This window comes from Paraliobacillus sediminis, from assembly GCF_003426055.1.
The window spans coordinates 232,439-259,144 of record NZ_QJSI01000004.1; the positions used below are offsets into that span (position 1 = coordinate 232,439).

General features: G+C 35.5%; 30 protein-coding genes and 1 tRNA gene. 16 read left to right on the forward strand and 15 right to left on the reverse strand.

Annotated elements, in window-relative coordinates; all coding sequences use genetic code 11:
• The first annotated feature begins 41 nt into the window (after window positions 1-41).
• Together fabI and D2K60_RS20170 are read left to right on the forward strand one after the other, a co-directional pair.
• Window positions 42-818 (forward strand): enoyl-ACP reductase FabI, encoded by a 777-nt coding sequence (gene fabI / locus D2K60_RS20165; protein ID WP_117170903.1) that lies wholly within the window; start codon window positions 42-44, stop codon window positions 816-818.
• A gap of 134 nt (window positions 819-952) precedes the next feature.
• On the forward strand, window positions 953-1,543 hold the full coding sequence (locus D2K60_RS20170) for a CotO family spore coat protein (protein WP_117170904.1): 591 nt from the start codon (window positions 953-955) through the stop codon (window positions 1,541-1,543).
• A gap of 49 nt (window positions 1,544-1,592) precedes the next feature.
• Here D2K60_RS20170 and D2K60_RS20175 read toward each other — a convergent pair whose 3' ends face one another.
• Window positions 1,593-2,048: a CotY/CotZ family spore coat protein gene (locus D2K60_RS20175; protein ID WP_117170905.1), complete on the reverse strand. Its 456-nt coding sequence runs from the start codon at window positions 2,046-2,048 to the stop codon at window positions 1,593-1,595.
• Window positions 2,049-2,268: 220 nt separating this feature from the next.
• On the opposite strand from D2K60_RS20175, the gene D2K60_RS20180 reads away from it, so the two are divergent.
• The 3 genes from D2K60_RS20180 (at window position 2,269) to D2K60_RS20185 (ending at window position 3,920) form a co-directional block, all read left to right on the forward strand.
• Entirely contained in the window at window positions 2,269-2,541 is a 273-nt protein-coding gene (locus tag D2K60_RS20180) for a hypothetical protein (protein ID WP_117170906.1), read from the forward strand.
• Between the two features lie 853 nt (window positions 2,542-3,394).
• Entirely contained in the window at window positions 3,395-3,568 is a 174-nt protein-coding gene (locus tag D2K60_RS20785; protein WP_162880803.1) for a hypothetical protein, read from the forward strand.
• A 67-nt stretch (window positions 3,569-3,635) separates the two neighbouring features.
• On the forward strand, window positions 3,636-3,920 hold the full coding sequence (locus D2K60_RS20185) for a hypothetical protein (protein ID WP_117170907.1): 285 nt from the start codon (window positions 3,636-3,638) through the stop codon (window positions 3,918-3,920).
• A 22-nt stretch (window positions 3,921-3,942) separates the two neighbouring features.
• On the opposite strand, the gene D2K60_RS20190 is transcribed toward D2K60_RS20185, so the two are convergent.
• Together D2K60_RS20190 and D2K60_RS20195 are read right to left on the reverse strand one after the other, a co-directional pair.
• Complete coding sequence (locus tag D2K60_RS20190; protein WP_117170908.1) at window positions 3,943-4,620, reverse strand: DUF421 domain-containing protein; 678 nt, start codon at window positions 4,618-4,620, stop codon at window positions 3,943-3,945.
• A gap of 92 nt (window positions 4,621-4,712) precedes the next feature.
• Window positions 4,713-5,141 (reverse strand): GNAT family N-acetyltransferase, encoded by a 429-nt coding sequence (locus D2K60_RS20195; protein WP_117170909.1) that lies wholly within the window; start codon window positions 5,139-5,141, stop codon window positions 4,713-4,715.
• 132 nt (window positions 5,142-5,273) lie between these two features.
• Between D2K60_RS20195 and D2K60_RS20200 the strand changes: the two genes are divergently transcribed.
• Window positions 5,274-7,019, forward strand: a complete 1,746-nt coding sequence (locus D2K60_RS20200) for a methyl-accepting chemotaxis protein (protein ID WP_117170910.1) — start codon at window positions 5,274-5,276, stop codon at window positions 7,017-7,019.
• A gap of 83 nt (window positions 7,020-7,102) precedes the next feature.
• Here D2K60_RS20200 and D2K60_RS20205 read toward each other — a convergent pair whose 3' ends face one another.
• Window positions 7,103-7,693, reverse strand: a complete 591-nt coding sequence (locus D2K60_RS20205; protein ID WP_117170911.1) for a cell wall hydrolase — start codon at window positions 7,691-7,693, stop codon at window positions 7,103-7,105.
• Window positions 7,694-8,001: 308 nt separating this feature from the next.
• Here D2K60_RS20205 and D2K60_RS20210 point away from each other — a divergent pair.
• Window positions 8,002-8,073, forward strand: a tRNA-Val gene (locus tag D2K60_RS20210).
• A gap of 44 nt (window positions 8,074-8,117) precedes the next feature.
• On the opposite strand, the gene D2K60_RS20215 is transcribed toward D2K60_RS20210, so the two are convergent.
• Window positions 8,118-8,384 (reverse strand): hypothetical protein, encoded by a 267-nt coding sequence (locus D2K60_RS20215; RefSeq protein ID WP_205418627.1) that lies wholly within the window; start codon window positions 8,382-8,384, stop codon window positions 8,118-8,120.
• A gap of 300 nt (window positions 8,385-8,684) precedes the next feature.
• On the opposite strand from D2K60_RS20215, the gene D2K60_RS20220 reads away from it, so the two are divergent.
• Together D2K60_RS20220 and D2K60_RS20225 are read left to right on the forward strand one after the other, a co-directional pair.
• A complete protein-coding gene (locus tag D2K60_RS20220) occupies window positions 8,685-9,179 on the forward strand; it encodes an antibiotic biosynthesis monooxygenase family protein (RefSeq protein WP_117170912.1) in 495 nt (164 codons plus the stop codon).
• A 157-nt stretch (window positions 9,180-9,336) separates the two neighbouring features.
• Window positions 9,337-9,888, forward strand: coding sequence for a TVP38/TMEM64 family protein (locus D2K60_RS20225; protein WP_117170913.1), 552 nt, complete (start codon window positions 9,337-9,339; stop codon window positions 9,886-9,888).
• Window positions 9,889-9,950: 62 nt separating this feature from the next.
• Here D2K60_RS20225 and D2K60_RS20230 read toward each other — a convergent pair whose 3' ends face one another.
• The 7 genes from D2K60_RS20230 to hxlA form a co-directional block, all read right to left on the reverse strand.
• Window positions 9,951-11,897, reverse strand: coding sequence for an ABC transporter permease (locus D2K60_RS20230; protein WP_117170914.1), 1,947 nt, complete (start codon window positions 11,895-11,897; stop codon window positions 9,951-9,953).
• Window positions 11,887-12,648 carry an ABC transporter ATP-binding protein gene (locus D2K60_RS20235; RefSeq protein WP_117170915.1) on the reverse strand — a complete coding sequence of 254 codons (762 nt, stop codon included), beginning with the start codon at window positions 12,646-12,648 and terminating at the stop codon, window positions 11,887-11,889. The genes D2K60_RS20230 and D2K60_RS20235 overlap by 11 nt, the downstream gene beginning before the upstream one ends.
• Before the next feature lie 100 nt (window positions 12,649-12,748).
• Window positions 12,749-13,753 (reverse strand): sensor histidine kinase, encoded by a 1,005-nt coding sequence (locus D2K60_RS20240; RefSeq protein WP_117170916.1) that lies wholly within the window; start codon window positions 13,751-13,753, stop codon window positions 12,749-12,751.
• Window positions 13,746-14,441, reverse strand: a complete 696-nt coding sequence (locus tag D2K60_RS20245) for a response regulator transcription factor (RefSeq protein ID WP_117170917.1) — start codon at window positions 14,439-14,441, stop codon at window positions 13,746-13,748. Before D2K60_RS20245 ends, D2K60_RS20240 begins: the two co-directional genes overlap by 8 nt.
• 160 nt (window positions 14,442-14,601) lie before the next feature.
• Complete coding sequence (locus D2K60_RS20250) at window positions 14,602-14,967, reverse strand: winged helix-turn-helix transcriptional regulator (RefSeq protein WP_117170918.1); 366 nt, start codon at window positions 14,965-14,967, stop codon at window positions 14,602-14,604.
• 133 nt (window positions 14,968-15,100) lie between these two features.
• On the reverse strand, window positions 15,101-15,658 hold the full coding sequence (gene hxlB / locus D2K60_RS20255; RefSeq protein WP_117170919.1) for a 6-phospho-3-hexuloisomerase: 558 nt from the start codon (window positions 15,656-15,658) through the stop codon (window positions 15,101-15,103).
• A gap of 5 nt (window positions 15,659-15,663) precedes the next feature.
• Window positions 15,664-16,293 (reverse strand): 3-hexulose-6-phosphate synthase, encoded by a 630-nt coding sequence (gene hxlA, locus D2K60_RS20260; RefSeq protein WP_117170920.1) that lies wholly within the window; start codon window positions 16,291-16,293, stop codon window positions 15,664-15,666.
• Between the two features lie 198 nt (window positions 16,294-16,491).
• Here hxlA and trhA point away from each other — a divergent pair, with 198 nt between their 5' ends.
• The 3 genes from trhA to D2K60_RS20275 all read left to right on the forward strand — a co-directional run bounded on the left by trhA (window position 16,492) and on the right by D2K60_RS20275 (window position 18,345).
• Window positions 16,492-17,127 (forward strand): PAQR family membrane homeostasis protein TrhA, encoded by a 636-nt coding sequence (trhA, locus tag D2K60_RS20265; RefSeq protein ID WP_117170921.1) that lies wholly within the window; start codon window positions 16,492-16,494, stop codon window positions 17,125-17,127.
• Between the two features lie 82 nt (window positions 17,128-17,209).
• The gene (locus D2K60_RS20270; RefSeq protein WP_117170976.1) at window positions 17,210-18,097 is read left to right on the forward strand and encodes an RluA family pseudouridine synthase; all 888 of its coding nucleotides are present in this window, start codon (window positions 17,210-17,212) and stop codon (window positions 18,095-18,097) included.
• A gap of 17 nt (window positions 18,098-18,114) precedes the next feature.
• On the forward strand, window positions 18,115-18,345 hold the full coding sequence (locus tag D2K60_RS20275; RefSeq protein WP_117170977.1) for an excisionase family DNA-binding protein: 231 nt from the start codon (window positions 18,115-18,117) through the stop codon (window positions 18,343-18,345).
• A gap of 41 nt (window positions 18,346-18,386) precedes the next feature.
• Here D2K60_RS20275 and D2K60_RS20280 read toward each other — a convergent pair whose 3' ends face one another.
• Window positions 18,387-18,833 (reverse strand): hypothetical protein, encoded by a 447-nt coding sequence (locus D2K60_RS20280; protein WP_117170922.1) that lies wholly within the window; start codon window positions 18,831-18,833, stop codon window positions 18,387-18,389.
• A gap of 798 nt (window positions 18,834-19,631) precedes the next feature.
• Between D2K60_RS20280 and D2K60_RS20285 the strand changes: the two genes are divergently transcribed.
• The gene (locus D2K60_RS20285; RefSeq protein WP_117170923.1) at window positions 19,632-21,074 is read left to right on the forward strand and encodes a DEAD/DEAH box helicase; all 1,443 of its coding nucleotides are present in this window, start codon (window positions 19,632-19,634) and stop codon (window positions 21,072-21,074) included.
• Window positions 21,075-21,192: 118 nt separating this feature from the next.
• On the opposite strand, the gene D2K60_RS20290 is transcribed toward D2K60_RS20285, so the two are convergent.
• Together D2K60_RS20290 and D2K60_RS20295 are read right to left on the reverse strand one after the other, a co-directional pair.
• Window positions 21,193-21,639, reverse strand: a complete 447-nt coding sequence (locus tag D2K60_RS20290) for a S1 domain-containing RNA-binding protein (RefSeq protein WP_117170924.1) — start codon at window positions 21,637-21,639, stop codon at window positions 21,193-21,195.
• A gap of 99 nt (window positions 21,640-21,738) precedes the next feature.
• Entirely contained in the window at window positions 21,739-23,295 is a 1,557-nt protein-coding gene (locus tag D2K60_RS20295; RefSeq protein WP_117170925.1) for an ABC-F family ATP-binding cassette domain-containing protein, read from the reverse strand.
• Window positions 23,296-23,726: 431 nt separating this feature from the next.
• On the opposite strand from D2K60_RS20295, the gene D2K60_RS21060 reads away from it, so the two are divergent.
• From D2K60_RS21060 to D2K60_RS20305, 3 genes are all read left to right on the forward strand, one after another.
• Window positions 23,727-24,245, forward strand: a complete 519-nt coding sequence (locus tag D2K60_RS21060) for a hypothetical protein (RefSeq protein WP_240335358.1) — start codon at window positions 23,727-23,729, stop codon at window positions 24,243-24,245.
• Window positions 24,215-25,855, forward strand: a complete 1,641-nt coding sequence (locus D2K60_RS20300; protein ID WP_240335359.1) for an FUSC family protein — start codon at window positions 24,215-24,217, stop codon at window positions 25,853-25,855. Before D2K60_RS21060 ends, D2K60_RS20300 begins: the two co-directional genes overlap by 31 nt.
• 68 nt (window positions 25,856-25,923) lie before the next feature.
• Complete coding sequence (locus tag D2K60_RS20305) at window positions 25,924-26,691, forward strand: PAS domain S-box protein (protein ID WP_240335360.1); 768 nt, start codon at window positions 25,924-25,926, stop codon at window positions 26,689-26,691.
• The last annotated feature ends 15 nt before the right edge of the window (window positions 26,692-26,706 follow it).

Consider the following 26,706-nt stretch of genomic DNA (forward strand, 5'->3'; position numbering starts at 1 on the left):
GTACTAATAACAACTTATAATATATGTAGGGGGATACAAAAATGAATTTTTCACTAAAAGGGCGTACATACGTGATTATGGGTGTCGCGAATAAACGAAGTATTGCTTGGGGAATTGCTCGTTCTTTGCATGCAGCTGGTGCACGTCTTATTTTCACATATGCAAGTGAGCGCTTTGAAAAGCCGGTAAAAGATCTAGTTGCAACGTTAGAAGACCAAGAGGCACTTTTTTATGAATGTGATGTTACAAGTGATGAAGCGGTTCAAACAGCATTTGATCATATTAAAGAAGATGTAGGTACAATTCATGGTTTAGCACATTGTATTGCATTCGCTAAAAAAGAAGATCTTAAAGGGCAATTTGTTGATACAAGTCGAGATGGTTATCTTTTAGCACATAATATTAGTGCGTATTCTCTCTTAGCTGTATCACGCGCTGCACAGCCATTAATGACAGAGGGCGGTGGTATCGTAACTTTAACATACCTTGGTGGAGAACGCGTTGTTCAAAACTATAATGTGATGGGTGTTGCGAAGGCGAGTTTGGATGCAACGATGAAGTATTTAGCAAATGATTTAGGACAACATGGTGTTCGTGTAAATGCAATCTCAGCTGGTCCAATTCGTACATTGTCTGCAAAAGGTGTAGGAGATTTCAACTCGGTATTAAAAGAAATTGAAGAAAAAGCACCATTACGTCGTGCAGTTACGCAAGAAGAGGTAGGCGATACAGCATATTACCTCTTAAGTGATTTGTCGCGTGGTGTTACAGGTGAGATTATTCACGTTGATTCTGGTTTTAATATCTTAGGATTATAATAATGCTAACAAGCGAGTGCAGTTACCTACTGTGCTCGTTTTTTTATCTACAAAAATAACTTAAGTATTAAAGTGTTGGGCACAACTCCAAAAAGCTTTTCATATAGTAACATAGGCAAAGGAGGAAACCCACTGTGAGTAGAAGAAAAAAAAGATATTCAGCGCGTCCTGTACTTTATATTCAACAACCTGATTTTGAGGTGCCAGCTGCTTCCATGCAGGCAGATTACTTCACACCTAAAGAAGAGAAAGAAGCTACTGTTTCACATGCTTCAGTTCCAATTGAATCACAAGCACGTGGTAGAAAGTCAAAAAAGAAAACAAAAATTATACCTGAATTAGAAAAGCCTGTAGATGATTTTGAGGAAGATAAAGACGATGAAGAACGTGAAGTGAATACAGATTTGAAGGATGAAGAATTTAGTAAAGAAATGGAGTCTTCAGATAAAGAAGAAGAGGAGGAAACTCAATTTCAATCAAAGGAATTCCCTACTAAAAAGCCATTTTCTGAAATGACAATAGAAGAACAAGTCGATTATTTAGCGACAAAGCCATCCCCACATATACCAAAAATGAAGTGTGAAGTTATAGCCCAAACAGGCAGGTATAGAGGTATTATTACAGCGTTTGATGCTAATGTAGTTCAGATTGAAACATTTAAACGTCCTAAATTTCATCAGGTAGATCTTGAAGAAATTGAATCGATTCGCTTATTAGGATTTTAAATGACAAAAAGAAGGGCGGCACTATGCCAGCCCTTCTTTTTTAAAAATATTATAGTGCGTTAATTGCTGGTAGACAAGTGATGTGGCAGAAACAATCTAAATCTACTGTAATACAAACGCCAGTTACTTCTAATTCACCTGTTTTTTGTTCAACCGGTGAACATGGATCGTCTTGTTGATCGTTATCATCACGAAGCAATTCTATAACGGCACAGTTGTCGTCGCCTACCTCTTTTACTCGGAAGTAAAAGCTAGCAAAAGCATCTTTTAAGTCCTCAACTGGAACCCCAAATCCCTTAAACGCTTTACAGTCTCCTTTACAGTACAAAATAAATGGCACTGTGTCTAGATTGTTAGCTGATGGTGAAGTATCCCCCAATAAATCAGCAATTGATTGTTCACAACTTGTTGTACACTCGCTTAATAAATCAGATTGTGCATCCGCAATTTCGCGAAGAATATCAGCTACACAATTACCTGAATCAAACTTCTTTCCACATGACATAATAATATCCCCTTCCGTTTTTTGTTGACTTGTTCGTCACTTATAACGTATGTAATCTGTTATGTGTTGTGTGGGCAAACATCTTACTGAAAAAAATTTCTTTTTTTTATTAGTTTATTAGAAAAAAACGGAGAAAACCGGGCGATTGTCACTTCCGAATCAGCTTTTGTCACATAGACTAGTATCGATTAAGTTTTACACATAAGGAGTGAATTGAAGAATGTCAGAAGAAAAAAAGCATGAGTCGAAAAAGATTATTCATGTAAAGGACTTAGTAATTAAAGCAGAGAATGTACATTTCGAACCAACGCATCAACAACGACCAGAAGAACGTTCACGTCCATTTGATGCTTTCTTTGGGAAAAGAAGAGAAGAGGAAGCTGTGCAAGAAGATCGTGTAGAGGAAGTAAGGGATGAAGAAGTAAAAGAAGAGCAGGAAGAAGCACTTGAAACAGAAAAAAGAGAAGAGAGACGTCCATTCTCATGGTTGTAACTTTTTAGGGATAACATTAAATTGTTATCCTTTTATTTTTAGAAGCTTTTGAAATTCAAACGAAGCAATCTTACCAAAGAAAGTGCGAAACGTTGACTGCTTTATTTTATAAACAAAGCTTTTATATTACTTAACACTCTAAAAAAATCCTGCTTGCTAAAAGATTGTCGTTTATTGTTTATTATAAAAGAGCTGTATATTTTGGTTTAACATACCCGCTACGGAAGCAAATGGTCTCGCTTTCCGGTGGGCACAACCTCAGCTATCTATAGAAGCAGAGAACGCTTCTATAGATAGCTGAGGTTTGTGCTGTTCCCACTGGAGTCTCAACCCTTTGCTTCCTCCGCTAGATAGCGTATCTTTGTTTCATGCAGTTAACAATGTAAATCTACATGCTTCTTAATTTGCGAAAAAATTATCCAGATGAGTTTCTTAACGCCACTAACTATTATAAAAAAATATTATCATAAAAGAATGCGTCTAATACTATCGATGGAAATATACGAAGACTCCTCGAAAATACAAATCGATTTCCTTCGTGCGATGTGAATTCTGGGAAGCATTCCTTGTCCTGTGGGAACAGCGCGGGCTGAAGATCCACTTAGTAAAGCGTTTTGTGCTTTACTAAGTTAGCTGAAGCCGTGCCCACGGAAAGCGAAGTGTATTTCAGAGCGGTAATAGGATTTTCTATCAAGTGCTTAAGATAAAAAGCACTCATGAAAGGCCTAGAAGTCAATTTCTACTTTGAATTGCGAGACTTCCTAGTATTACCAAGATTTAAATACCTGTTTCACGCTGGAAAAGTTGAGTGATTTATAAACGTCACAATAGCTAGTGAAAGAAGGTGATCCCAATGCAAATACAGCGACTGATTCAAAATATCGGAATTATTGGAAAGCACATAGAGAAAAATGAAAAATACTTTCGTTATCCTGAGAAAAAAGTTCAACCAACTATTAAGGATATTGAAAATCAAATGAATCAATTTGAAAATGAGATGTTAAAGTGGGAAAAATTATTGGAATAGATGAACAATAAATGCATAAAAATCAGAAAAGCGGGTATAGAGTATATATAGAAGGGGAGGATGACTTATGGGTTATGTACTTCCGATAGACACGACGCAATATCAAAATTATCATAATCGAGTAGCGCAACCTGAGAGAGACCCATATCCAATTGAAAAAGTATATCCAACACAATTAGATATGTCTTACCAAAAGATGCCTGATAAAAACGATAATGATATGTCAGAATGGAGTGAGGCTGCTAGTAGAAACCAATCTGTAGCAATCCCTCAATATTCAATTCCAGGACCAGCAGATGAGGTTTATGCTGAGATGACTGGCGTTGGACAGAATATAAATGAAATTGTTTAATTTATATAAAAAAAGGAGAAGCTCACATCGTTTGTACGAATAGAACTTCTCCTCTTTTATATTCTGCATAAAAAACATCTTTATATGAATCTACATTTTGGATTTTTAATTCATTTTCCAACCAAGCTTGATCTTGATTTATTTCTTTCAAATTATCTTTTATTATTTCTCCATCATTAATTAAAGCCATCGACAATCTTACGTCTTCTGGATTTAAATTCAGGTCCAAACGTGTCGGTGTTTGTGCATGTGATGTTTTTAGAACAGAAACAGTTCCGTCAGTTTCCAATATCGCATATGCTACGTCGCGAATGGAGAAAACATCTTTAGAGCGAAGCAAATGGAGTAATTGATTCACATCAAGTTTTGCTTTCGCCATTACTTCGCGTTGTAATTTGCCGCTATGAATGATAATAGAAGGTCTACCCTCTAGTAACGAACGTGTACGTTTGAATTTTTGCGTCATCCACTCTGTTATATACAGCAAAAACCCCCATAAAAGTACAGCAAATCCAATCTGTGTTACGCCTACCTCATCATCAAATAAAGCATTTCCTACTAATTCACCTAAAACGAGTGCAGAAATGAAATCAAAAGCAGTTAATTGTCTGATTTGTGATTTTCCTAATACTTTTGTAATAATAAATAAGCATAAGAATCCAAATAGGGTTTCAATAAAAATAGAACCAATATCTTGCATGACATCCTCCCCATGTAACCAGCATACTATCTTCATGATGGACAAGAGAGTCAATTTTTATACCAGGAAGAGGTTACCACTTTCTACTTTTATTAGAGGAGTTCTTTTTCCATTGTAATATGTGGCATGTTAGCGTCGAGAAAAATATCTGAAACGGTACGGTATCCTAATCCCAGGTAAAAACGTTCTGCATGTGTTTGTGCATTTAATATAGCAGTCTGGATGGATGCATTAACGAGTTTCGATTCCATCGCTCGCATGAGTTCTTTTCCCAATGATTGACCTCGAAATGACTTCAAGATACAAATGCGCTCAAATTTGCCATAACTATTGATAATCCGAAGTCTACCAGCAGCGACAGGTTTTTCATCTATATAACCAACAAAGTGATACGCCTCTTTATCTAAATGATCAAGTTCTAATTCTTTTGGAACACCCTGCTCTTCTACAAAAACTTGCTGTCGTACAGTATAGGCATCTTTTAATTGTTTGTTATTGTTTGTTACTTCTTTAATATCCATTTAACATACCCCTTTGATTGTGAAAATTTATCAATAGCACTATTATATCATGTTACTTTCAATAAATAATTAGTTGAAATTTGCATATTTTTGTCGATAATAAAACTGTACAGACATTTCAGGGGGGATTATATGAAAAGGGGAAAGTTTCAATTATCAAGTATAGCAACTAAATTAATGCTATTAATCATTACTATTATTATAGTTACTGGTGGAATTATTGGTGGTACGAGTTATTTTATGGCGAAAAGTCAGCTTTTGGATGCAGGGAAAAGTGATTTACAAAGTATAGTGGAAGGGGCATATGCTTCGCTAGAATTATTAAATGAAGAGGTAGAGAATGGAGATTTATCTTTAGAAGAGGCAAAAGATAAAGCACGAATTATATTAAATGGACCATTAGAGGATGGTGAATACGTGTATGAAAAGTCACACTTCACCTATAAAGAAAATGGCTATGTTTTAGCATATGATGCAGATCTTGTATTACAAATTCATCCATCTAAAATAGGTGGAGCTCCCGCTGATGAACAAAATAGAAGTAATCGTGAGCGTATTGTGGCAGGTGGAACATCTGCAAATGAAGTGGATCACTTTGTAACGTATTCTGATCAGCAGTCAGATGGTTCGTTTCGAGATAAAACGGCTTACGTCCAATATTTTGAACCGTGGGATTGGACAGTTGGTATAGCCGTATTTGAATCCGAATTTTATGAAGAGTTAAATATTTTAAGATATGTTATTTTGGGTGCAACAGTAGCTATTATTCTCATAAGCTCACTTATTTTTTACGTAGCAATTCGTAAGAAGGTAGCTATGTTAAAAGATGTGGCAGAAGCATCTACACAAATAGCTCATGGTAAGGTACAGGTAACTAATCTTCCAGAATCAAATGATGAAATTGGACAATTAGCATTTGCTTTTAATAAAATGTCACAGCAGTTACGTGAATTAATAGAGAATGTACAAAAAACGAGTGATCACTTACTAGATTCAGCTAATGATTTATCGGCTGTGTCTGAAGAGACTTCTGCTAGTAGTGAAGAAATTGGTAATGCTATTTCTGAGGTTGCTACCGGTACGCAAGAACAAGCGAATGACCTAGAGGATATCAATTATCGCGTAGAAATTTTAACAACAGCAATTAATGCAATGAATGATCAGAGCAAGAAAATGAAAGATGTTACAACAAATGCTGAGGAAGTTTCTTCAGAAGGATTAACGATTGTTGGTCAATTACAACAATCTAATGCTGAATCACTGGCATCATCAGAAGAAATAAGCACAGATATAAAAAACTTGCATGAAAAAACAAAAGAAATATTTCATATCATGGAAACCATTGAGAGTATTGCAGGTGAAACTAATCTATTAGCACTTAATGCGAGTATAGAAGCGGCTAGAGCAGGCGAACAGGGTAAAGGTTTTGCGGTAGTTGCGGATGAGATTCGTAAATTAGCTGAACAATCGAAAGATGCAACCCATCAAGTTCGAGAGGTTGTAACAGCTATTACGAGTGAAACAGAGAAGACAGTAGAAACAGTAGGAAGCATAAACCAAACATCACAAAATCTAAATGAAGATGTGTTACAAACACAAAGTAAGTTTAATCAATTATCTATTTCGATTAAAGAGATAGGATCGGCCTTACTAGTGTTAGATGGCGAGATAGATAAGACAACTTCAACTAGTCAAAAAATTAGTGAGGGAATTGAGAGTGCATCTAGTGTTTCTGAAGAAACTGCAGCATCAGTTGAAGAAATAACCTCTTCTGTTGATGAGCAAATTAATGCAATTACGAATGTTGCAAACTCTGCAGAAAAACTAACTGACTTGAATCGCGAGCTAAGTGAGTTATTGAAACGATATACGATCTAATAGAAAACACCTTAATCTGGCTTATACAGATTAAGGTGTTTTTTTCATAGGTTGAAAGGCTAGTATCTATCAATTAATCAAATTTATTTTGCGAAACGATGGTTTCCGATTGTAATGGTTACTTCACGAGATAGAATCCAGCTGCTTTTAGCTGTTGTTGGATTATAAAAGTAAATCGATCCTTGACCTTGTCCTCGAAATGCAAGTGCTTCTTTTACCGCGCGTTTTGATTCGGCATCTGCAGCTTGATTGATCGAACCGTTTTGGACTGGTGTAAACGCGTAGTAGCCACCAGCTGATCGTTGATATATAACGTCGTTTACTGTATCAGGGAACTCTTTATGATCGACACGATTTAATATGACAGTCGCAACAGCAACCTTACCAGCATAGGATTCACCCTTCGCTTCTGCTTGTACCATTCTTGCCATTAAATCTTGATCACTAGTAGAAAGAGTAGAAGGAATCATGATGGATTGACCTGGATAAATCATATTTCCAATAGTGCCATTGGATTGTTGTAAGCTTGCAAGTGAAACGCCGTAGTTATTGGCAATTTTCCATAACGAATCCCCAGATTTAACCGTGTAGGATGACGCATCAACTATAGTTGGAATGGTTAATATGCCCAGTGACAAACCAACTGTTAGTACAACTTTTTTTAATTTGTTCATTTGTAGCCCTCCTTGTAATCTATCGCTCTAATAGAAGGCTACCAGTTGTAACATATATTTTCATGACCCAAAATATTACTATTATTCTTATAAACTCGTAAGGGTAGAACGGTTCTAGGTTTCTAGCTAAGAAGGAAATGATTACTAGTTGCATTTTTTTGGAGAAAGATGGTTGTGTTAGAAGGGATAGGTACGCTTATTGCAGCGTGATGTCAGGAATATGTCACGAGATTTAGAGAAGGATATTGACAAACCCCTTTATACAGTATTATGATATAGAATGTTAACGGTATCTATTATACTACTTTGTCTCGTTAGCTCAGCGGGAGAGCACTTGCTTGACAGGCAAGGGGTCACTGGTTCAATCCCAGTACGGGACATTAAATCTAATATAAAAAAGCTCTCCATATACGGAGAGCTTTTTTTATGTTAGATTCCGGTAATCAAACGCTTTCTTTAAGATGCCAGTATTTGGTAAAGCAACATTTTTTAAAAAGGTAGCCCACCAACTTTGTACGGTAGAATTTTCACCAGAGGATTTAGCGATGGCACCTTGTATAAAGCCACTCGCATCAAATCCTCCACCTGTTATCTTTCCCCAACCACTAGTAAAACAGGAGTATCCGGGATAGATTCTAATAACAGCTAATATTCCTGCAACAATCGTGTTATGCCTTAATAATGCTAACATTTTATCCACTCCTATTTAATGTTAATACCTTAATTAGTATATCCATAATAATATAGTCATATAAAAAAGCTGGCATTCTGCTTGTTACGCCACATGTAATATGTGTTGCGCCAAGCAGAATGCCAGCCTTTTGTTCCTTCTACTATAGCTTACTTTATGAAACGCGTTTCATAGCAAACTGATATTTGTAAGTTGATAATTATAATTTTAACTAACTGAAGCAAAATGTTTAAGAAATGGATGCATTAGGCGTATACTATTCCTACATGATAAATATAGTGGTAAAGGAGTAGTTTGGGTATGTACATATATTTTTTAGAAAATAAAATAAACGAAGAGACAGATGCTAACTTTTTTGAGCTGAAAGAGCATGATAAATCGCTCTACTTAATTGAAACAGAAACGTTGATTGAAGATCTAGGAGAGAACGATAAGACTTGTCACGTACTTGATTTGGAAGGTGATCTAAAAGGGGACACTTATGCAGTATGTAATAATATCCCTGTAAGAGAAGAGGGAAAGGCTGAATTTGAAGAAAGATTTCAAAATCGAGCTCGGAAGGTTGAAGGTGAAGTCGGATTTGTAGCTATTAGAGTGTGTCGACCACTTGATTCTGACACGTATGTCATTCTTACATTATGGGAAACAGAAGCAGACTTTGAAAATTGGAAGCAATCACAGGCATATAATCATGCACATAAAAAGCGCGGAACTGAAAAAGGCATAGATAAGCAGAAGCCACAAATATTCCCTAGACCGTCTTATGTTGAAACTTATTTAGTGAATGCGTTATAAGTCGTCATTCATATAAATCATGTTCGTTTATTGACTGTGTTCACTTACTGTGGGCACTTTATTTATTAAGTAACCTTTTGATGCGCCGCCTATTGCAATTAGCAGACGTTTGCGTTATTCTTCAATTTTAGTACACTTATATGATAGGAGGGCCATGATGGATCAATTTGATCAATCCCTTGAAATGTTTATTGATGGAGCAGGATGGCTAGCTCCCGCACTTTTTGTTGTTTTACATGTACTTCGGCCAATATTTTTCATTCCGGTAATCGTTATTTGTATCGCTGGTGGCGTATTATTCGGATTTATCGAAGGCGCAATTTTATCATTTATCGGACTCTCCCTAATGAGTCTTGTTTCTTATAAACTCGTTAATCGATTCCCAAAATTCAAGAAAAATCTTACCCGGTTAAAAGAGAAAGTGTTTCATGAGCGGACGATGTCTGTTGCGCAAGTTATGTTGCTCAGACTAATGCCGTTTGTTCATTTTCATTTACTGTCGTTTTATTTAATGGAGATGACAAAGACATTTAGGGAGTATATGTATTATTCTGTTTTAGGACTTATCTTACCTGCTATTATATATACTGCCTTTGGTGAAGCAATTACAGGTTTTCCATGGTATGTATCGATTCTGTTTTTCGTTTTCTTAATAGGTTTGTATGTTTGTATAGACAAATGGAATAAGTATCATAGCAAGCCCGCGTGAATTCTTATTTATTGCAAAAGACTCCAGACCATCGAGGTTTGGAGTCTTTTTCTGATTTTGGATTAAAGAGCGTCGCTAATGATATTCTTATAATAAAGTACGGAAAGTAATCCAAAAATAGAATACAAAACAGTATATACGATCATGACAATAATCAATGGCGTCCAGAGTTCTGTACCAAAGAAAAACCAGCCGGATTGAACTGCGAAATAACTATGTGATAAACCAACTACTAAGGGTATTCCAAAGTTAAATAACTGTTTAAGTTGGATCCCTTTTATTAAATCTCCTTGTGTAAAGCCTAACTTCCTTAAAATCGTGTAGTTAGACTTTTCTTCCTCGCCTTCATCCATTTGTTTGAAATAAAGAATACATCCAGAAGTGATGAGAAAACTTAATCCTAAAAAGCCAACAATAAACATAATTAGCCCCATATTTTGTTTTTGACTGTTAGCTATATTGTAACGAGAATCATATGGATAATCACCATTGGAAGGGAACTTTTCCAAGAAAATGTCATTTGCTTTTTTAATGTCTGATTTGTCTTGCATATCAATACCAATATAAATAGAAGAATTATCTTGGATTTCTGGATTAATATCATTTTGTAACTGTAAGAATATGCTCTCGTCAACAATTGCAACTGGCAAACCACCATGTGTAAAGTGATTGGATAGGACGAACTTGTCTTGCAAACCTATATAGCTCTGTTTAATTGTTTCCTTTTGTCCAGTTAATGTGATATCACCTGAATCTTTAAATGATATTAGACTAGACATTACAGCACTGTAGCCAGTAAAAATAGTTTCCTCAGAAGATACATTGATACCATCGACATCTTGATCACTAATAACAGGTAAGATCATGTTCGGATCGGAATTCACCTCATCAAGTTGCGTATCAAGTATATTCTCTACGTTGACATTAACTTCTAAAACTGCGGTTGTTCGATCACTATACGCTATATTGTTCTTATCTAATGCAAGCATAAATACTTTGGCATCATATTGATCTGTTATTGCAAAATCAGCCGCTACACTGTTTTCTGCATTTTTTTCAGCAGAATAGTAGGAGATATAACTTAACGATAATAAACCAATTGCTAGAGCGGATACAGTGGTAATAATCGTTAATAGCAATGCGTTTGATTTCATTCGAAACATTAAGGATGATAGGGATAGTACCTGATTAACTGTTAAGTACCCATCTTTCCTTTTTCGGATAACGTTTAAAATAAATGTTACAGATCCTTTGTAAAATAGGTAAGTACCTAGAATGACAGATACAAGGATAAAAATCATAGCCAAAAATAATCCATTCATCCCAACAAAATCTCCATCAAATAACTTCGATGAGATATAGTACCCCACCAGAATAAGAGCAATGCCAACAATCCCAATCACAATTTCAAATACGGATATTTTTTTTATCTTATTCTCTGTTGATGATTGTGTATTAAATAACGCGAGGATACTTTGTTTTTTTATGAAAATATAGTTCATCAACAATATAAATAAGAAGATCACACTAAAAACAATGATCGTTTGCACGAACGCCTCAATAGAGAAATGAAGCTTTGCTACATCATCGACTGCAGTAATTCGGAATAGAATCATCATCGCTAGTTTTGAAAAAGCAAAGCCTACAAATGTACCTATAATTAATGAACTAAAGTATATAATCGCATTTTCTGTCGCAAGGATTTGAAAGACTTTCCTTTTTGTCATCCCAATTAACTGAAAGAGGCCAATTTCTTTACTACGGCGTTTGATAAAGATTTTATTAGCGTATAAAAGAAAAATTGAAATAATAATAAAGAGAAGTACGGACGCCGCTTTAATCGCAGCACCACCCTTTATAGTTCCAGAGGTTTCATCCATTGCAGGGTCATATTGCAAGGTAACAAAGGCAAAGTATAATCCGACACTAAAAATAAGTGCAAAGACATAAAGGTAATAATTCTTTATATTCTTTTTTAGACTTTGAAAGATGAGATGTTTAATGCTCATAGGAAACCCCACCTAATACCCCTTGAGTCTTCATGATGTCTTGATAGAATTCTTGTCTTGTTTGCTCACCCTTTGTTAATTGTGTATACATTTGTCCATCTTTAATGAAAATCACCCGGCTACTAAAGCTAGCAGCTGTCATATCGTGTGTAACCATCACAATCGTTGCTTTTCTTTTTTGATTTAACTCGCTTAGTTTGTTTAACAGATCAGACGCGGATTTAGAATCAAGTGCGCCAGTTGGTTCATCTGCAAAAATAATACTTGGTTCATGGATGAAAGCACGTGCAGCTGACGTACGTTGTTTTTGTCCGCCTGAGATTTGATTTGGATAACTCTTCTCCAAATCAAAAAGACCTAGCTCTTTAGCAACTGCATTAAACTTTTGATTTGCTTCTTTTTTTGACGTTTTGCTAATGGATAATGGTAACAAAATATTTTCTTTCACAGTTAAAGTATCTAATAAATTGTATTCTTGAAAGATAAAACCTAAATGTGCTTTTCTGAAAGCAGCGAGCTCTTTCTCTTTCATGCGCGTTATGTCTTTTCCTTCTACGGTAATTGATCCGTTGCTCACCTTATCAATCGAGGAAAGTACGTTAAGTAGCGTTGTTTTACCTGACCCAGATGCCCCCATAATACTGACGAATTCTCCTGCTTCAATACTTATATCCAAGCCTTTTAATACGTCTTGTTTATTAAATTTATTCCCATAACTTTTATGGATTTTAATTGCCTGTAAAATTGGCATTTAATTCACTCCTTCTTCTACGATAGCTTTAGTTTAAACCTATTTTTGCTGTATCTCCTTCGATTAGCCGAACAATAAAATCAAGCATGTGACAATGCTGTCACATGCCTGTAATTGAAACAAATTCATTTAGCTTTGGAAAGGTTAACGTGAAAATGGTTCCTTTTCCTAAACTTGAGTTAACATCAACGACGATCTTTAATTCCACCGCAACTTTTTTTAATAAATATAACCCCATACCTGTTGCAGCATTATCTTGATGATTTGTAGTTGATGTGAATCCTTTGTCAAAGATACGTGCTATATCTTTCGGGTCAATACCGCGCCCGTAATCTTGTACTTCTAGAATGGTTTGGCCAGCTTGAGAATAACTCCTGATTGTAATATCGGAATCTTGACTATACTTTACGGCGTTTGTTAATAATTGTCTCAATATAAAGGCAAGCCATTTTGCATCACTTTCTAATGTAGCAATCTTTAGGTCTACATCAAACCCTAATCCTTTTTGTATACACCAAGATTGCAGTGTTTTGATTTCTTGAAAAATGATTTCCTCTAATACTATCTTTTCGATATATAAATCATTCTCAATAAAAGCTATTCGTTTTTGATGTAATTGCTGATCGAGTAAGAGATGGATTCGCAGCCATTCATAGGTTAGATTTGCTTTAATTGGCTCATTATCAAGTCGATCAATCATTAGATGCATTGCAGTTAATGGCGTTTTAACTTCGTGAATCCATGTTAATAGCTCATCTTTTTCTTGCTCTAATGTGGTTAAATTCTCAGAAGCTACTTGCTCCATGACACCTGTTTGTATTGTGATACTATCTGCGACAATTTCTTGAAAAGGAGTTTTAGCCTTAGCCATTCCTGTAATATCAAGATTACTTTCTCGTTCTATTAAACTTTTATAGAATTGTGTTTCTTTTTGAAAACGACAAATTAAAAAAACAAGAAAACTAATAACGGATAGAAAGACAATATACATCATTGATCGAAGAGGGATAGATGTATCGATAAAGGCAATAAAAACACTAAGTAATTGAATGAATAAAAAGAAAAAGATCCAACTTTGCTTCTCTATTACATAAAGCTTAAACATAGTGATTTCCCTCTTCCAAAGCAATGTACCCTTGGCCTACCTTAGTTTCAATAAACTTGCCCAATTCTAATTCTTCTAAACGCTTTCGTAATCGATTTACATTCACCGTTAGTGTATTGTCACTAACAAAACGACTGTCGTTCCATAAGCTCTGGATTAATTGATCCCGACTTACTATCTTATTTTTATGTTCAATCAGTAGCTTCAATATATAAATTTCATTTTTGCTAAGTTCAATCATTCCCATAGAATTAGTAATCGAGTTTTTTTGATAATTCACGGTTGCACCTGCCCATGTTTTTAAAGCAACATTCTCGGTATTGTAATTATAAACACGACGAAGTATTGCTTGTATCTTTGCAATTAGTACGTCAAAATGAAAAGGTTTTTGGATATAATCATCAGCTCCGAGTTGGATCGACATCACCATATCAGTTGGATGATCGCGTGAAGACAGAAAGATAATTGGCACACTTGAATGGGTTCTGATCATCCGACACCAGTGGAATCCGTCGAATTTAGGTAATTGAATATCGATAATAACTAAATCAGGCTTCACATCTGAGAATTCTTGCATAATCGTTTCGAAATTAGTTATATCATAGACATCATAAGACCAAGCTGCTAATCTATCTTTAATTTCCTTGCATAAGGTTCGATCATCTTCTATTAACAAAAGTTTAAACAAAATAGCCACCACACTTCTTTGATATTCTTAGCTAAGTGTATCGTATTACGATTGTACGTGCTATCAATTTTAGGAATTGACTCATCAAATAGAGTTATTTATGTTCAAGTTTCAACAAAAAAAGGTTATAACCATTTTTAAGAGGTTATAACCTTTACTATTATTGAATGGACTCTTTTACATCTACTTCATCGTTTAAAACGGTGTCGATATAATTTCTTCCCCAACTATACATCGACTCTAAGATCGGCATGAGACTTTCACCATTTTCGGTTAAAGAGTATTCTACTTTTGGTGGAACAACAGCATAGACCTCTCGATGAATAATTTCATCTTCTTCTAATTCCCTTAATTGATTGGTTAACATTCTTTGGGTGATACCAGGTATTAATTTTCTTAACTCACCAAAGCGTTTCGTCCCTGTTTTTCCTAAATGCCACATAATAAGCATTTTCCATTTCCCACCTATGATATGAAGCGTTAGTTCCTTTTCACAGTTAAAAACCTTGTTTTCAATCCGTGCCATTTATAATTCCTCCATACTAGATCAATTCTAATCATTCCCTCATTATAAGTGGCTTTCTTTGTATAAAGAAGTAATCCGCTCAAAAAAACCGTGAAGACTAATGAAAGCTTCACGGCTTGGTTCTTTCTATACTCTATTCTAAGTTAGCATGGCGACCATACATGTTAGCAGAATCTAGCCCTTTTCTTTCCATGAACCGAAGGATAACGGCATCAAAGAATAAAAGAAGGGACTGTTCAAACAACGATCCCATTGGTTGAATCGTTTGATAGTTACTTGTTGATTGATCTTTAGGTGATCCTGGCATTTTTATCACAAGATCAGCTAGTTGTGCAATCGTCGAATCTACATTTGTGGTTAGAGCGACAACTTCTCCACCAATTGATTGGGCCTTTTCAGCAATGGAAATAAAGTTTTTCGTCTCTCCAGAGCCAGAACTAATAAGCAGCATATCATCTTGTTCGAAGTTTGGTGTGATCGTTTCACCTACTACGTATGGATATAATCCAACGTGCATCATTCGCATCGCAAATGATTTAGCTGCTAAACCTGAACGGCCACCACCAGCGACAAAAATTTTGTTCGCATTTAGAATACCAGTAACGAGTTCTTCGACTTGTTTGTCTGATATAACTTCGATTCCAAGCTCTAATTCCTTGAGGATTGTTTTTAGATAATCCGTCGTATGCATCTTAATTACGCCTTAATTAATTGTTGCATTTCTTTTGCTACTGCAGCTTTGTCATCGACCCCAGTGATACCGCCACCAACAATAATAAGGTCTGGATTTGCTTTAATAACTTCTGGAAGTGTTTCTAATTTAATCCCGCCAGCTACAGCTGTTTTTGCATTTTTTACGACGCTTTTGATAGTCATAAGTTGTGCAAATGAGTTCTCACCTGCTGCTTGCAGATCATAGCCAGTGTGTACGCAAATATAGTCAACGCCAAGTGCATCAATTTCTTTTGCGCGTTGTTCAATGTTTGGTACATTCATCATATCAATTAGAATTTTATTACCATGCTTTTTAGCTTCTTCAACGGCGCCAATAATAGTTGCATCATTTGTTGCACCAAGAATAGTAACAATGTCAGCACCTGCTTCAGAAGCTTTCATTACTTCATATCCACCAGCATCCATGACTTTAAGATCAGCCAATACTTTCAATGATGGGAATGCTTCTTTCATAGCTTTTACCGCATGAAGACCTTCATTAATAATGATTGGTGTGCCAATCTCTACTATATCAATGTATTGTTCTACCTCTTTAACGAGCTTAATTCCTTCTTCTGTAGTTACTAAGTCTAATGCTAATTGTAGTTCCATTTATATCCGACTCCCTTTATTTTATTTGTACAGATTCATTCTAGTACGTAATAAACTTCAATGTAAGTACGCACTTTAAAAGAAGATAGGCACAAATAGTATACTGTGAAGCAAAAAAGTATCAAACATATTATTTGGTTAAATGGTTAAAAATATAACTAAATTTAGAAATAACGTAATTGTTGAGGAGAAATGAATATGAATTGTCATACGTGTACAAAAAAAGAAGAGTTAGTGAATGCAATTACACATGGAATAGGAGCCGTTTTGAGTATTATTGCACTACTGATAGTAATAGATGATGGACATACAAATCTTAATTTAGGACAATTTGTTTCGATCACTGTTTATGCCATTACGATGTTGATGATGTACATATTCTCAACAATTATGCATAGCGTGCCAAAAGGAAGAATAAAGGATATCTTTCACGCGCTCGATCATAGCTCAATCTTTCTATATATCGCGGGTACATATACAGCTATTTCTTTGCTAGTGGTAAAAGGTAAGCTCGGCATGCTAGTTCTTGTTATCGTATGGATCTTATCGTTAGCGGGAATTGTCTTTAAACTGCTATTTTTGAAAAAGTTTAAAGTACTAACAACATGTATTTATCTATCATTTGGATCGTTTCTACTTATTTTATGGGAGCCACTTGTTTTGGGCATGGCCTATCAAGGTTTGGTTCTTCTTATATTGGGTGGACTCTGTTATGCTGTTGGAACGATATTTTTCCTTTGGAAGGACTTGCCCTATAATCACGGAATTTGGCATGTTTTTGTTCTGTTTGGTAGTGCCATGCATTTTATGACTTTTTTTCAATATGTTATTTAGATCTGAAAAATTAGAACGCGTGAGTACGATAAAAAATGTTATAATGAGTAGAATATATTGTACATTAGGAAGTTGGGAAATGATGATGAAGAAAAAAAATCAATCAGAGAACGGACAACAATACAAGGTGAATGAAAGAATAGAATTGTTGCCTTTTCTATTGCAAGTAATCGATCGGGGGAGAAATCACGTTAAGGCTGTTCTGGCGCGTGGTCAAGTATTAGTAGATAATGAGGTTCAAACAGTCTTCAACTTGGAACTAAATCAAGGACAAACTGTTACTATATTAAAACAGGCTGTTGAAAAACAGGCACTTATAGGACTTACGATTATGTATGAAGATGACGCTGTACTTGTTGTTAATAAGAAGGAAGGGTTACTATCTGTATCTTCTCCAAATGAAAGTGATGTTACAGCTTATCGACAACTTACAGCACATGTGCGTCAGAAAAATCCGAAGAATAGAATTTTTATCGTGCACAGGCTTGACCGTGATACATCGGGTGTGATGGTATTTGCAAAGACAGAAGAAGTAAAGCGGAAGCTGCAAGATAATTGGAAAGATGTAGTCAAAGAAAGAACCTATATTGCACTTGTAGAAGGTAAAGTAAAGAAAGAAGAAGGTACGATTTCTACCTGGTTAAAAGAGAGTAAAACGCATAAGATGCATTCAAACAAAGAGCCAAATGGCGGTCAAAAAGCAATAACGCATTTTAAAACACTCTCGACTAATTCAAAGTTCTCCTTACTACAAGTAGAACTTGAAACAGGTAGAAAAAATCAAATTAGAGCACATATGGAGGACTTTGGTTTTCCAGTAGTTGGGGACAAAAAATATGGTGCGAAAACAAATGAAATAGGAAGACTTGGTTTGCATGCAAAAGTTCTTGCCTTTACACATCCAACAACGAATGAGGATGTGCGTTTTGAAGCAGATGTACCTAAATCATTTTTTAATAAATCTAGATAGAAGGTAGGGTGATGGGTGTGTATTTGACGATTAAACAAACGGCAGAATATTTGGAAGTAGAAGAAGCACAAGTGAGGCAACTTATTTATCAAAAACAAATTCGAGCGTTACATGATGGTGAGAAGTATTTGGTCAATGATGAGCAATTCACTACGCATTTTGAACAAATCGAAAATTATAAACAGTTGGTACAAGAAATATTCGATGAACCTATTCCGGAAAGTGTTGATGTGAAAGATGAAGATTAAAAAAAAGGGCCCCTACTAGTGTTTTAATAGGGGCCTGCTTTTTAACGACGTCTGAATCCTTCTTGTTCCAGGTAATTAGTTGCACCATTATAGGTTGCGTAAGTAGCGTCTAATAAGTCACCTGCGTAAATGTTCCAAGAGTCGAAGTCATTAATAATTTTCAATGTTTGATTTTCAGGGTTAATCCATGTTTCTTCAAAAGGCTCTTGTTCAGATAGGGAATCGATTGATTGGTTAATTACTTTACGCAATGCCTTTTCATCAAAATCACGGATATTAACCATTCCGTTATTATCTAGGTTATAATCTTCATCAATTAGCTCTGCGAAGACATAGCCATTGCCGTTTGGGTGTAAATGATAAACGACATTTTGTTTGTTGATGACAGCTTCTTCATATTGAAAATTGACACGGCCAAGAGAAACATTTTTACGTTTTAACATAGGGTAAGATTCAATAATTGCAAGTTTTTCTTCAAATGTAAGCATGGTACCTCCAAATAGATTGTTTTTTGATTCTTTTCTTAAAATGCCATTGCTATTAACGACGTAATTAATGGGTAGTGTGACATAACATACCGCTTTGGAAATATACTTCGCTTTCCGTGGGCACGGCTTCAGCTGACTTAGTAAAGCAAAAAACGCTTTACTAAGTTGATCTTCAGCCCGCGCTGTTCCCACAGGAGTCTACGTATATTTCCGTCGCTAGAATAGAATTATTTTTTCGTTAATTAAAAATTACATGTAAGAGAAAAATAAGCTCTCATTGTTTTTTTACAAATTGGTGTTACTTAGAAAATTCTTTTGCTCACTATGTTATTAGAGAAAAAAATAGCGTAACAAGTGAAATTGGCGACATCCTCGAAAATAAAAGGCCATTTTCTTCGTGCGATGTGTCGCTGTCGAAGCATTCCTTGTCCAGCAGGAACAGCACGGGCTGAAGATACACTCGGAAAGCGTCCTTTGCTTATCCGAGTTAGCTGAAGCCGTGCCTGCGGAAAGGGAGCCGATTTCACTTGAGGAGCGGGTCAAGAAATTCTGTTGTGTCACAGTTTACGAATTTTTATCACTACAGCTATCTGCTGTGCATGAGTCATTTTTTAAGATGCAGTTCATATTATAACACTTGTATTTTGAAAAATACCACTTTTCTAAAGATAATTCTACTAAAAACGAGTTTTCTCTATTTTTTCAAGTTATAATGAATATATTACGATTTTGCATATGCTTTTTCTCTTTAGAGAATCCTATATAGAAGTCGAACATACAAAAAGGTGAGGTTAATACATGAACGAAGGAAATTTTAATGATTTTAATTTAAGTGAAGAGATAACGCGTGCACTTGGTGTTTTAAAATATAAAACACCTACAGAAGTACAAAATAGGGTAATCCCTAGCGCATTGGAGAACAAGGATCTTGTTGTAAGATCTGAGACAGGTAGTGGTAAAACAGCTGCCTTTGCGATACCGATTTGTGAACAGATCGAATGGGAAGTGAAAAATCCACAAGTATTAGTACTTACACCAACACGAGAACTTGCTGTTCAAGTGCGTGATGATATTACAAATATCGGCAGATTTAAGCGAATTAAAGCTGTCGCTGTTTATGGAAAAGAACCGATCGCTAGACAAAAAGAAGAATTAAAACAAAAAACGCATATCGTTGTTGGTACACCAGGACGTGTAATTGATCATATTGACCGGGACACATTGCATTTAGATGAAGTGAAATATTTAGTCATAGATGAAGCAGACGAAATGCTTCACATGGGCTTCATTGATAAGGTAGAGTCTATTATAAAGCAACTCCCAAAAAACAGAGTGACGATGGTATTTTCAGCGACATTACCAAAAGATGTCGAGAAGTTATGCTATAAGTACATGATTGATCCTGTCAATATTGAATTAGAGACAAATGGTATTACTACGAGTACAATTGAGCACCGCTATATTGAGGTTAGAGAAGACGATAAGCTGCCATTACTTAAAGATGTAACAGTAGCAGAGAATACTGAAAGTTGTATCATTTTTTGTAAGACAAAAGAGCATGTTGATACCATTTATACCGAATTAGAAGCGGAAGGATATTCATGTGAAAGACTTCATGGTGGTCTGGAACAAAAAGATCGTTTTGCTATTATGGAAGGTTTTAAACTAGGGAATTTCCGTTACCTGATAGCAACTGATGTAGCAGCTCGAGGAATTGATGTTGATAATATAACATTAATTATTAACTATGATATTCCGTTGGAGAAAGAAAGCTATGTACACCGAACAGGACGCACAGGTCGTGCTGGTAATAAAGGTAAAGCAATTACATTCGGTACACCGAATCAAGGGAGATACCTTGGATCCATCGAGCGTTATATTGGATTTAAAATACCAGTTATGGATGCGCCAAGTGAACAAGAAGTTGCCAAAAATAAAAAAGTATTTGAAGAAAAGATGAATAACCGTCGTATTGTGAAAAATAATAAAACTGCACGTATTAATAAAGATATTATGAAACTGCAATTTAATGGTGGGAAGAAGAAAAAGATTCGTCCACTTGATTTTGTTGGAACGATTACTAGTATTCCAGGTGTTGAGGCTGAGGATATTGGCATTATTACAGTTAAAGATAGCTTATCATATGTAGATATTCTAAATGGTAAGGGTTCATTGGTGTTACAAGCAATGGAGCACACAACTGTGAAGAACAAACAGTTAAAAGTAAGTGTAGCGGAATAATATAAAAGAAAAAGTGTGGCATGTTCAAACGCTTTTAGATCATATTAAAACGTAAAAAAGACAAGCCATCATCTTTGTGGCTTGTCTTTATCTATATGTTAATCCATTAAAATTTAGGTTAGCCACGTCTTCCCCCTCTACCGCCTTGTTTTGATTCGTTACTGCGTTTTAGAGTGGACAGGTTTTCTTCACTACTTTTTAAGAAATTTGCCATTTTATCTTCAAATGTCTCTTTAGGCTTAAAATTACTTTTTGCACGGCCATTTTTCCCATTTCTATCATTCCCACCTTGACGTGGTCGACGCGTGTAAGAAGCACTTTGTCCTTCGGGTTTATCGATTGCCTTTTTAATAGACAAGGCAATTTTTCCATCCTTCTCACTAATTACTTTAACTTCAATTTGGTCCCCTACTTTAAGGTGATCATTCACGTCTTTTACATAGCTATCTGCTACTTCACTGATATGCACAAGTCCTGTTGTGCCACCGGGTAATTCTACGAATGCTCCAAAATTAGTGATACCAGTTACTTTACCTTGAACCTTGCTACCTATTTCAATTGACAAAAAAATTTCCCCCTCAATAATTTTAAAACCAATTCATTATAACAAATATTTGAAACAAAATCAAATGTGTTTCTTTAATTTAAGCAAGTATTCCTTGCGTTAAAAGACCATTGTAGTCCAATCTTCACAGTTCCAAATGTCTGTAACGAGATCTTGATAGAAATCAGGTTCGTGTGAGATAAGTAGAACACTACCTTTGTAATCTGTTAATGCACGTTTTAACTCGTCTTTGGCATCACGGTCTAAGTGATTTGTTGGCTCATCTAACACAAGTAAATTGGTTTCTTTATTAATTAATTTGCACAATCTTACTTTTGCCTTTTCTCCACCACTTAAAACTTTTAATTTACTTTCAATATGTTTTCGCGTTAGCCCACATTTTGCTAAAGAAGAGCGTACTTCTTGTTGTGTTAGGTGTGGGAATTCGTCCCATATCTCATCTAGACATGTTTTTTGACTAACTTCACTTGGCTCTTGTTCAAAATAGCCAATATGCAAGTGCTCTCCTAATTGAACGCTACCTGATACAGGTTTGATTTCACCAAGGATACTGCGTAGTAAAGTAGTTTTACCAATCCCATTTGCTCCTGATAAGGCTAATTTTTGTCCGCGTTCCATTGCTAAGTTAAGTGCACGCGATAGTGGTTCATCATAACCAATTATAAGTTCATTTGTTTCAAACAAGTATTTTCCTGATGTACGAGCCTCTTTAAAACGAAAATGCGGTTTTGGCTTTTCGGCGTCTAATTCAATTACATCCATCTTGTCGAGTTTTTTCTGACGAGATGTGGCCATCTTACTAGTTGCGGCATTTGCTTTATTACGTGCGACAAAGTCTTTAAGGTTTGCGATTTCTTTCTGCTGTTTCTTGTGTGCTGAAGCAAGTTGTTGTTTTCTCATGTCATAGACACGTAAAAATTCATCATAACCACCTGGGTAACGTGTTACTTGTTGGTTTTCCATGTGATAAATTAACGTAACAACACTATTTAAAAATGGAAGATCGTGTGAAATTAAAATAAATGCATGATCATAGTTTAGTAAATAATTGCGTAACCACTCAATATGCTCAACATCGAGATAGTTTGTCGGCTCATCTAGTAGTAAAATATCTGGTTTTTCTAATAAAAGTTTAGCAAGCAGTACTTTTGTACGCTGTCCGCCACTCAATTCGTGTACATCGGTTTCTAAACCAAATTCATCTAATCCAAGTCCATTCGCAATTTCCTCGACTTTGGCGTCGATCATATAGAAATCATTGTTTGTTAAAGCATCTTGCATGCGACCTGTATCCTCAAGAAGCTTCTCAAGATCTTCTGGTCCAACTTCGCCCATTTTGCCGAATAAACCATTCATTTCTTCCTCTATATCATATAAATACTGGAAGGCGGTTCGTAGCACATCGCGAATCGTCATTCCTTTATTTAGAGAAGTATGTTGGTCTAAATAACCAACGCGTGTATGCTTCGTCCATTCCACTGTGCCAGCGTCTGGCTCTAGCTTTCCAGTGATAATATTCATAAATGTCGATTTACCTTCGCCATTGGCTCCAATAAGACCGATATGTTCGCCTGCTAATAAACGAAATGATACATCTTCGAAGATTGCTCTGTCACCAAATCCGTGACTTAAATTTGAAACTGTAAGTAAACTCATAATATAAACACCTTTTCTCTTATAGTTAATGCTATCTTATTATAAAGGTGATTGCCATAAAGTGATAGAGCTAGGGAGAAAAAATATTAAAACCTGATTACCCAATTTTTGTTAGATAGAGTTAAACTCTATAATCCTTAAAAAATTCTTAAGGATTATACGAACCAAATGTTAAGTATTTTCGTTTACTATAGTAGACGTTAATTAAACTATAGTTCGGTTATTTGATTTAGTCGAAAAGTAATGTAGTCGCTAAAATAGGCGAGTCTTTCACTTCTATTATCTTTTATAATCAACTTACTAGCCGTCATTTCTTACTAGAAAACAGATGGAACGAATTTTTTGGTTGTATTTTTCACGAATAACGTATATTGTCTATTTAACTATTTAACAAGAATATAACTAGAAAATACTAAAAAGGTTGATAAAAATTGAATCAAATACATATCAGACATCCTTGGATTGGGAAATTGATTGCCTCAGATCCTGGTAGAAAGAGATTACAACTGGCGGCTAAGGCAACGACGAGTTTAATTACAGCAGTAACTGGTATGCTTCTAATTTTGCGTCTTTTAAATAGTGACTTATTTACGCCAGTTATTGTAGCAGGTATGCTAGGGATCATTGGCATAATGGTTGTGACGGATGATACGAAAAGAAAGAAGCAAGTTACAACACTATTATTACCTATTTCAGCCTCTTTAGGAATTACAATCGGTGCATTTCTGGCAGGTAATCCTTATTTTGTTGGAATAGTAATGGTGGGGATTATTTTTAGTTCGTTTTACTTTTCTAAATTTGGCTCGCGCTATTTTTCACTAGGTATGGTTAGTTTCATGACTGTTTATATTTCTACCGTTATACAACTTACGCCAAACCAATTTGGTTGGTTTTATTTAGCAATAGGAGTTGGTGTAGCATGCGCTCCTATCACATTCAAGCTAATTTAACGTTCAATATCTTAATAACGCTAATGGAAGATCCGATAAATAGTAAGAAACGAATAACTAGTTTGGAGAAAAATGTTCAAAAATTAGGTGAGTATGCGCAAAATGTATCAGGTGATCTTAAGGAACAGGATGTCGAACGTATGTGGCCTGGTCTGAGCGCAGCGCATTTAAGTTTATATGTTTTTGATACAGCAATGCTTGTCGAGACTTTAACAGATTCAATAAAGCAGTTGAAAATAGCAGAAGGATTAGAAATAGAAGAACTAAAACGAATGCTTGTATGGGTTGTAAAGACACTACGTGACGCAGAAGTATTAGCTCGGAATTATACTCCTGAACATTTAAAAGAAGCAGAAAATGCCGCAAAAGGACTCCGCCTTATATTAATGGATATTCAAATGGGGACAAAGGAAAAGGAAACAAGAAAAGGCTTGTACTTAATCAGAAGAATTGAATCAATTGTTGATCATGTAGTGAGAAGTGCTACAACAATTCAAGAATCGCTAGTTATCGGTCAGCGTGCTGTTAATGAGGAGAGGGTAAACAATATAATAGATAGTAAGGTTACAGCGAATACTCTAGAGAAGGACGGCTTAAAACCTACTACTAAAAAAGCTTATCAAGCGATTGTGGCAGGTATATTAGCGATTTTAGTCGGCCACTGGATTTCTCCGGTTCAACCTTATTGGGTTATTCTTACTGTCTTTCTCGTGTTGCTTGGGACAGAATCAATTGGTCGAACGTATATTAAAGGGTTTCAGCGCTCAATAGGAACAATATGTGGCGCAATCACCGGTTTTGTACTTGCGCAACTTGTATCTGGTCATACGGAAATAGAGGTTGTTCTCCTATTTATTGTTGTCTTCTTTACTTTTTATTTCTTAACCGTTTCTTATACACTAATGAGTTTGTTTATTACTATTTTGATTGCTTTCATGTATGATATTCTTCTTGGTGGAATTAGTTATCAATTATTAGGTCTACGTGTCATTGATACAATATGTGGTGCGCTTATTGCACTCGCTGTTTCTACTTTTATTTTTCCAACTAAAACGACTGATAAAGTATCCCAATCTTTTATCGATTATTTAACTTTATTAAATTCATTTTCAACAGATTATGTCAAAGGATTTAGAGAAGAAGTCGATGTTAAAAGTCTTTCAAGAAGTGCATTTGATATGGATCTTAACCTACAATTAATTAAAAATGCAGCGCAATCACTAATTCAGCGTCCTAATAGTCTAGTTGATCATGAAGTTATTCGTTGGATTACAGTTTTCACAGCAATGAACTATTATGCAAAACATTTAGTCGCATCGTCTTATCAAAATGAATTTGATTTCCCTGAAGAACTTATAGCGGACTTTGGGAAAATTGAAGAAAAGATACAACATAATGTGGAGATGTTACGTGCATTGATTAGTGGTAATAAACGTCAAGGTGTTGTTTATCATTTAGGGGAACAAAGAGAACGAATCGAAAGACTAGCTATAAGTGAAAATGTAAATAAAAATGACTTAACACATCATCTCTATTACGTATGGAAGATAAATGAATCGATTGTTCTGTTAGCGCTTGAGTTGGGTGCGAAGGAAGCATCTTCTAGTTAATTATTTCCTTTTAAATACAGTATGAAAGGTGTATCATGAGAGATAAATAAGAAAAGGGGGAATAATTGGTGAAACAGTCGAATCCTAATTTATCAGACAAAGAGAAAAAAGCACTGTATCATCAAGTTGTTGAATATGCACTTGAGACGACGATTATTCACTCAAATCAAAAGGTATTATACATAAATGAGCCAGGAGCGAAGTTTTTAAAAGCAAAACGAGAAGATCTTATTGGAGCAAATGTGGTCGATGTCTTTACCGAGCGATATAGAGATTTTATTGTTGAGAGAATACGTAAAGGAACAGAGGAAAGAGTTGTTAGTGAATTAGTTGAAACAACTATCTATCGTGCAGATGGAACAACTGTTGAAGTAGAGTTATTTTGTCATCCGGTAGTGTACGGTGAAATAGAGGCAATTCAGTCAACAATTAGAGATATCACACCGCGTAAAGCAGCCGAAGCAGAGCTTGAAAAGGTATTGCGTGAAGTAGCGACACCTATTGTACCAGTACATGATGGGATCGCTATTATTCCTCTAATCGGTGACCTGAATGAATTTAGAACGTGTGAACTTATCGAGATTATTCCAGGGAAAATTGAAGAATATGATTTGGATTATTTAATTATTGATCTTTCTGGCATTTATAGTATAAATGAAGTGACAGTAGAATTCACCTACAAGCTAGATGCAATGATGCAATTACTAGGCATAGATTTGATCTTTACAGGTTTTAGACCTGAACTAGCGAAAAAATCAGTAGAAGCTAGTATAAGTCATGGCACGTTACGTACAATGTCACATGTTAAAGAAGCGTTACGTCAACTAGTTAAATAATATTATAAAAGAGGT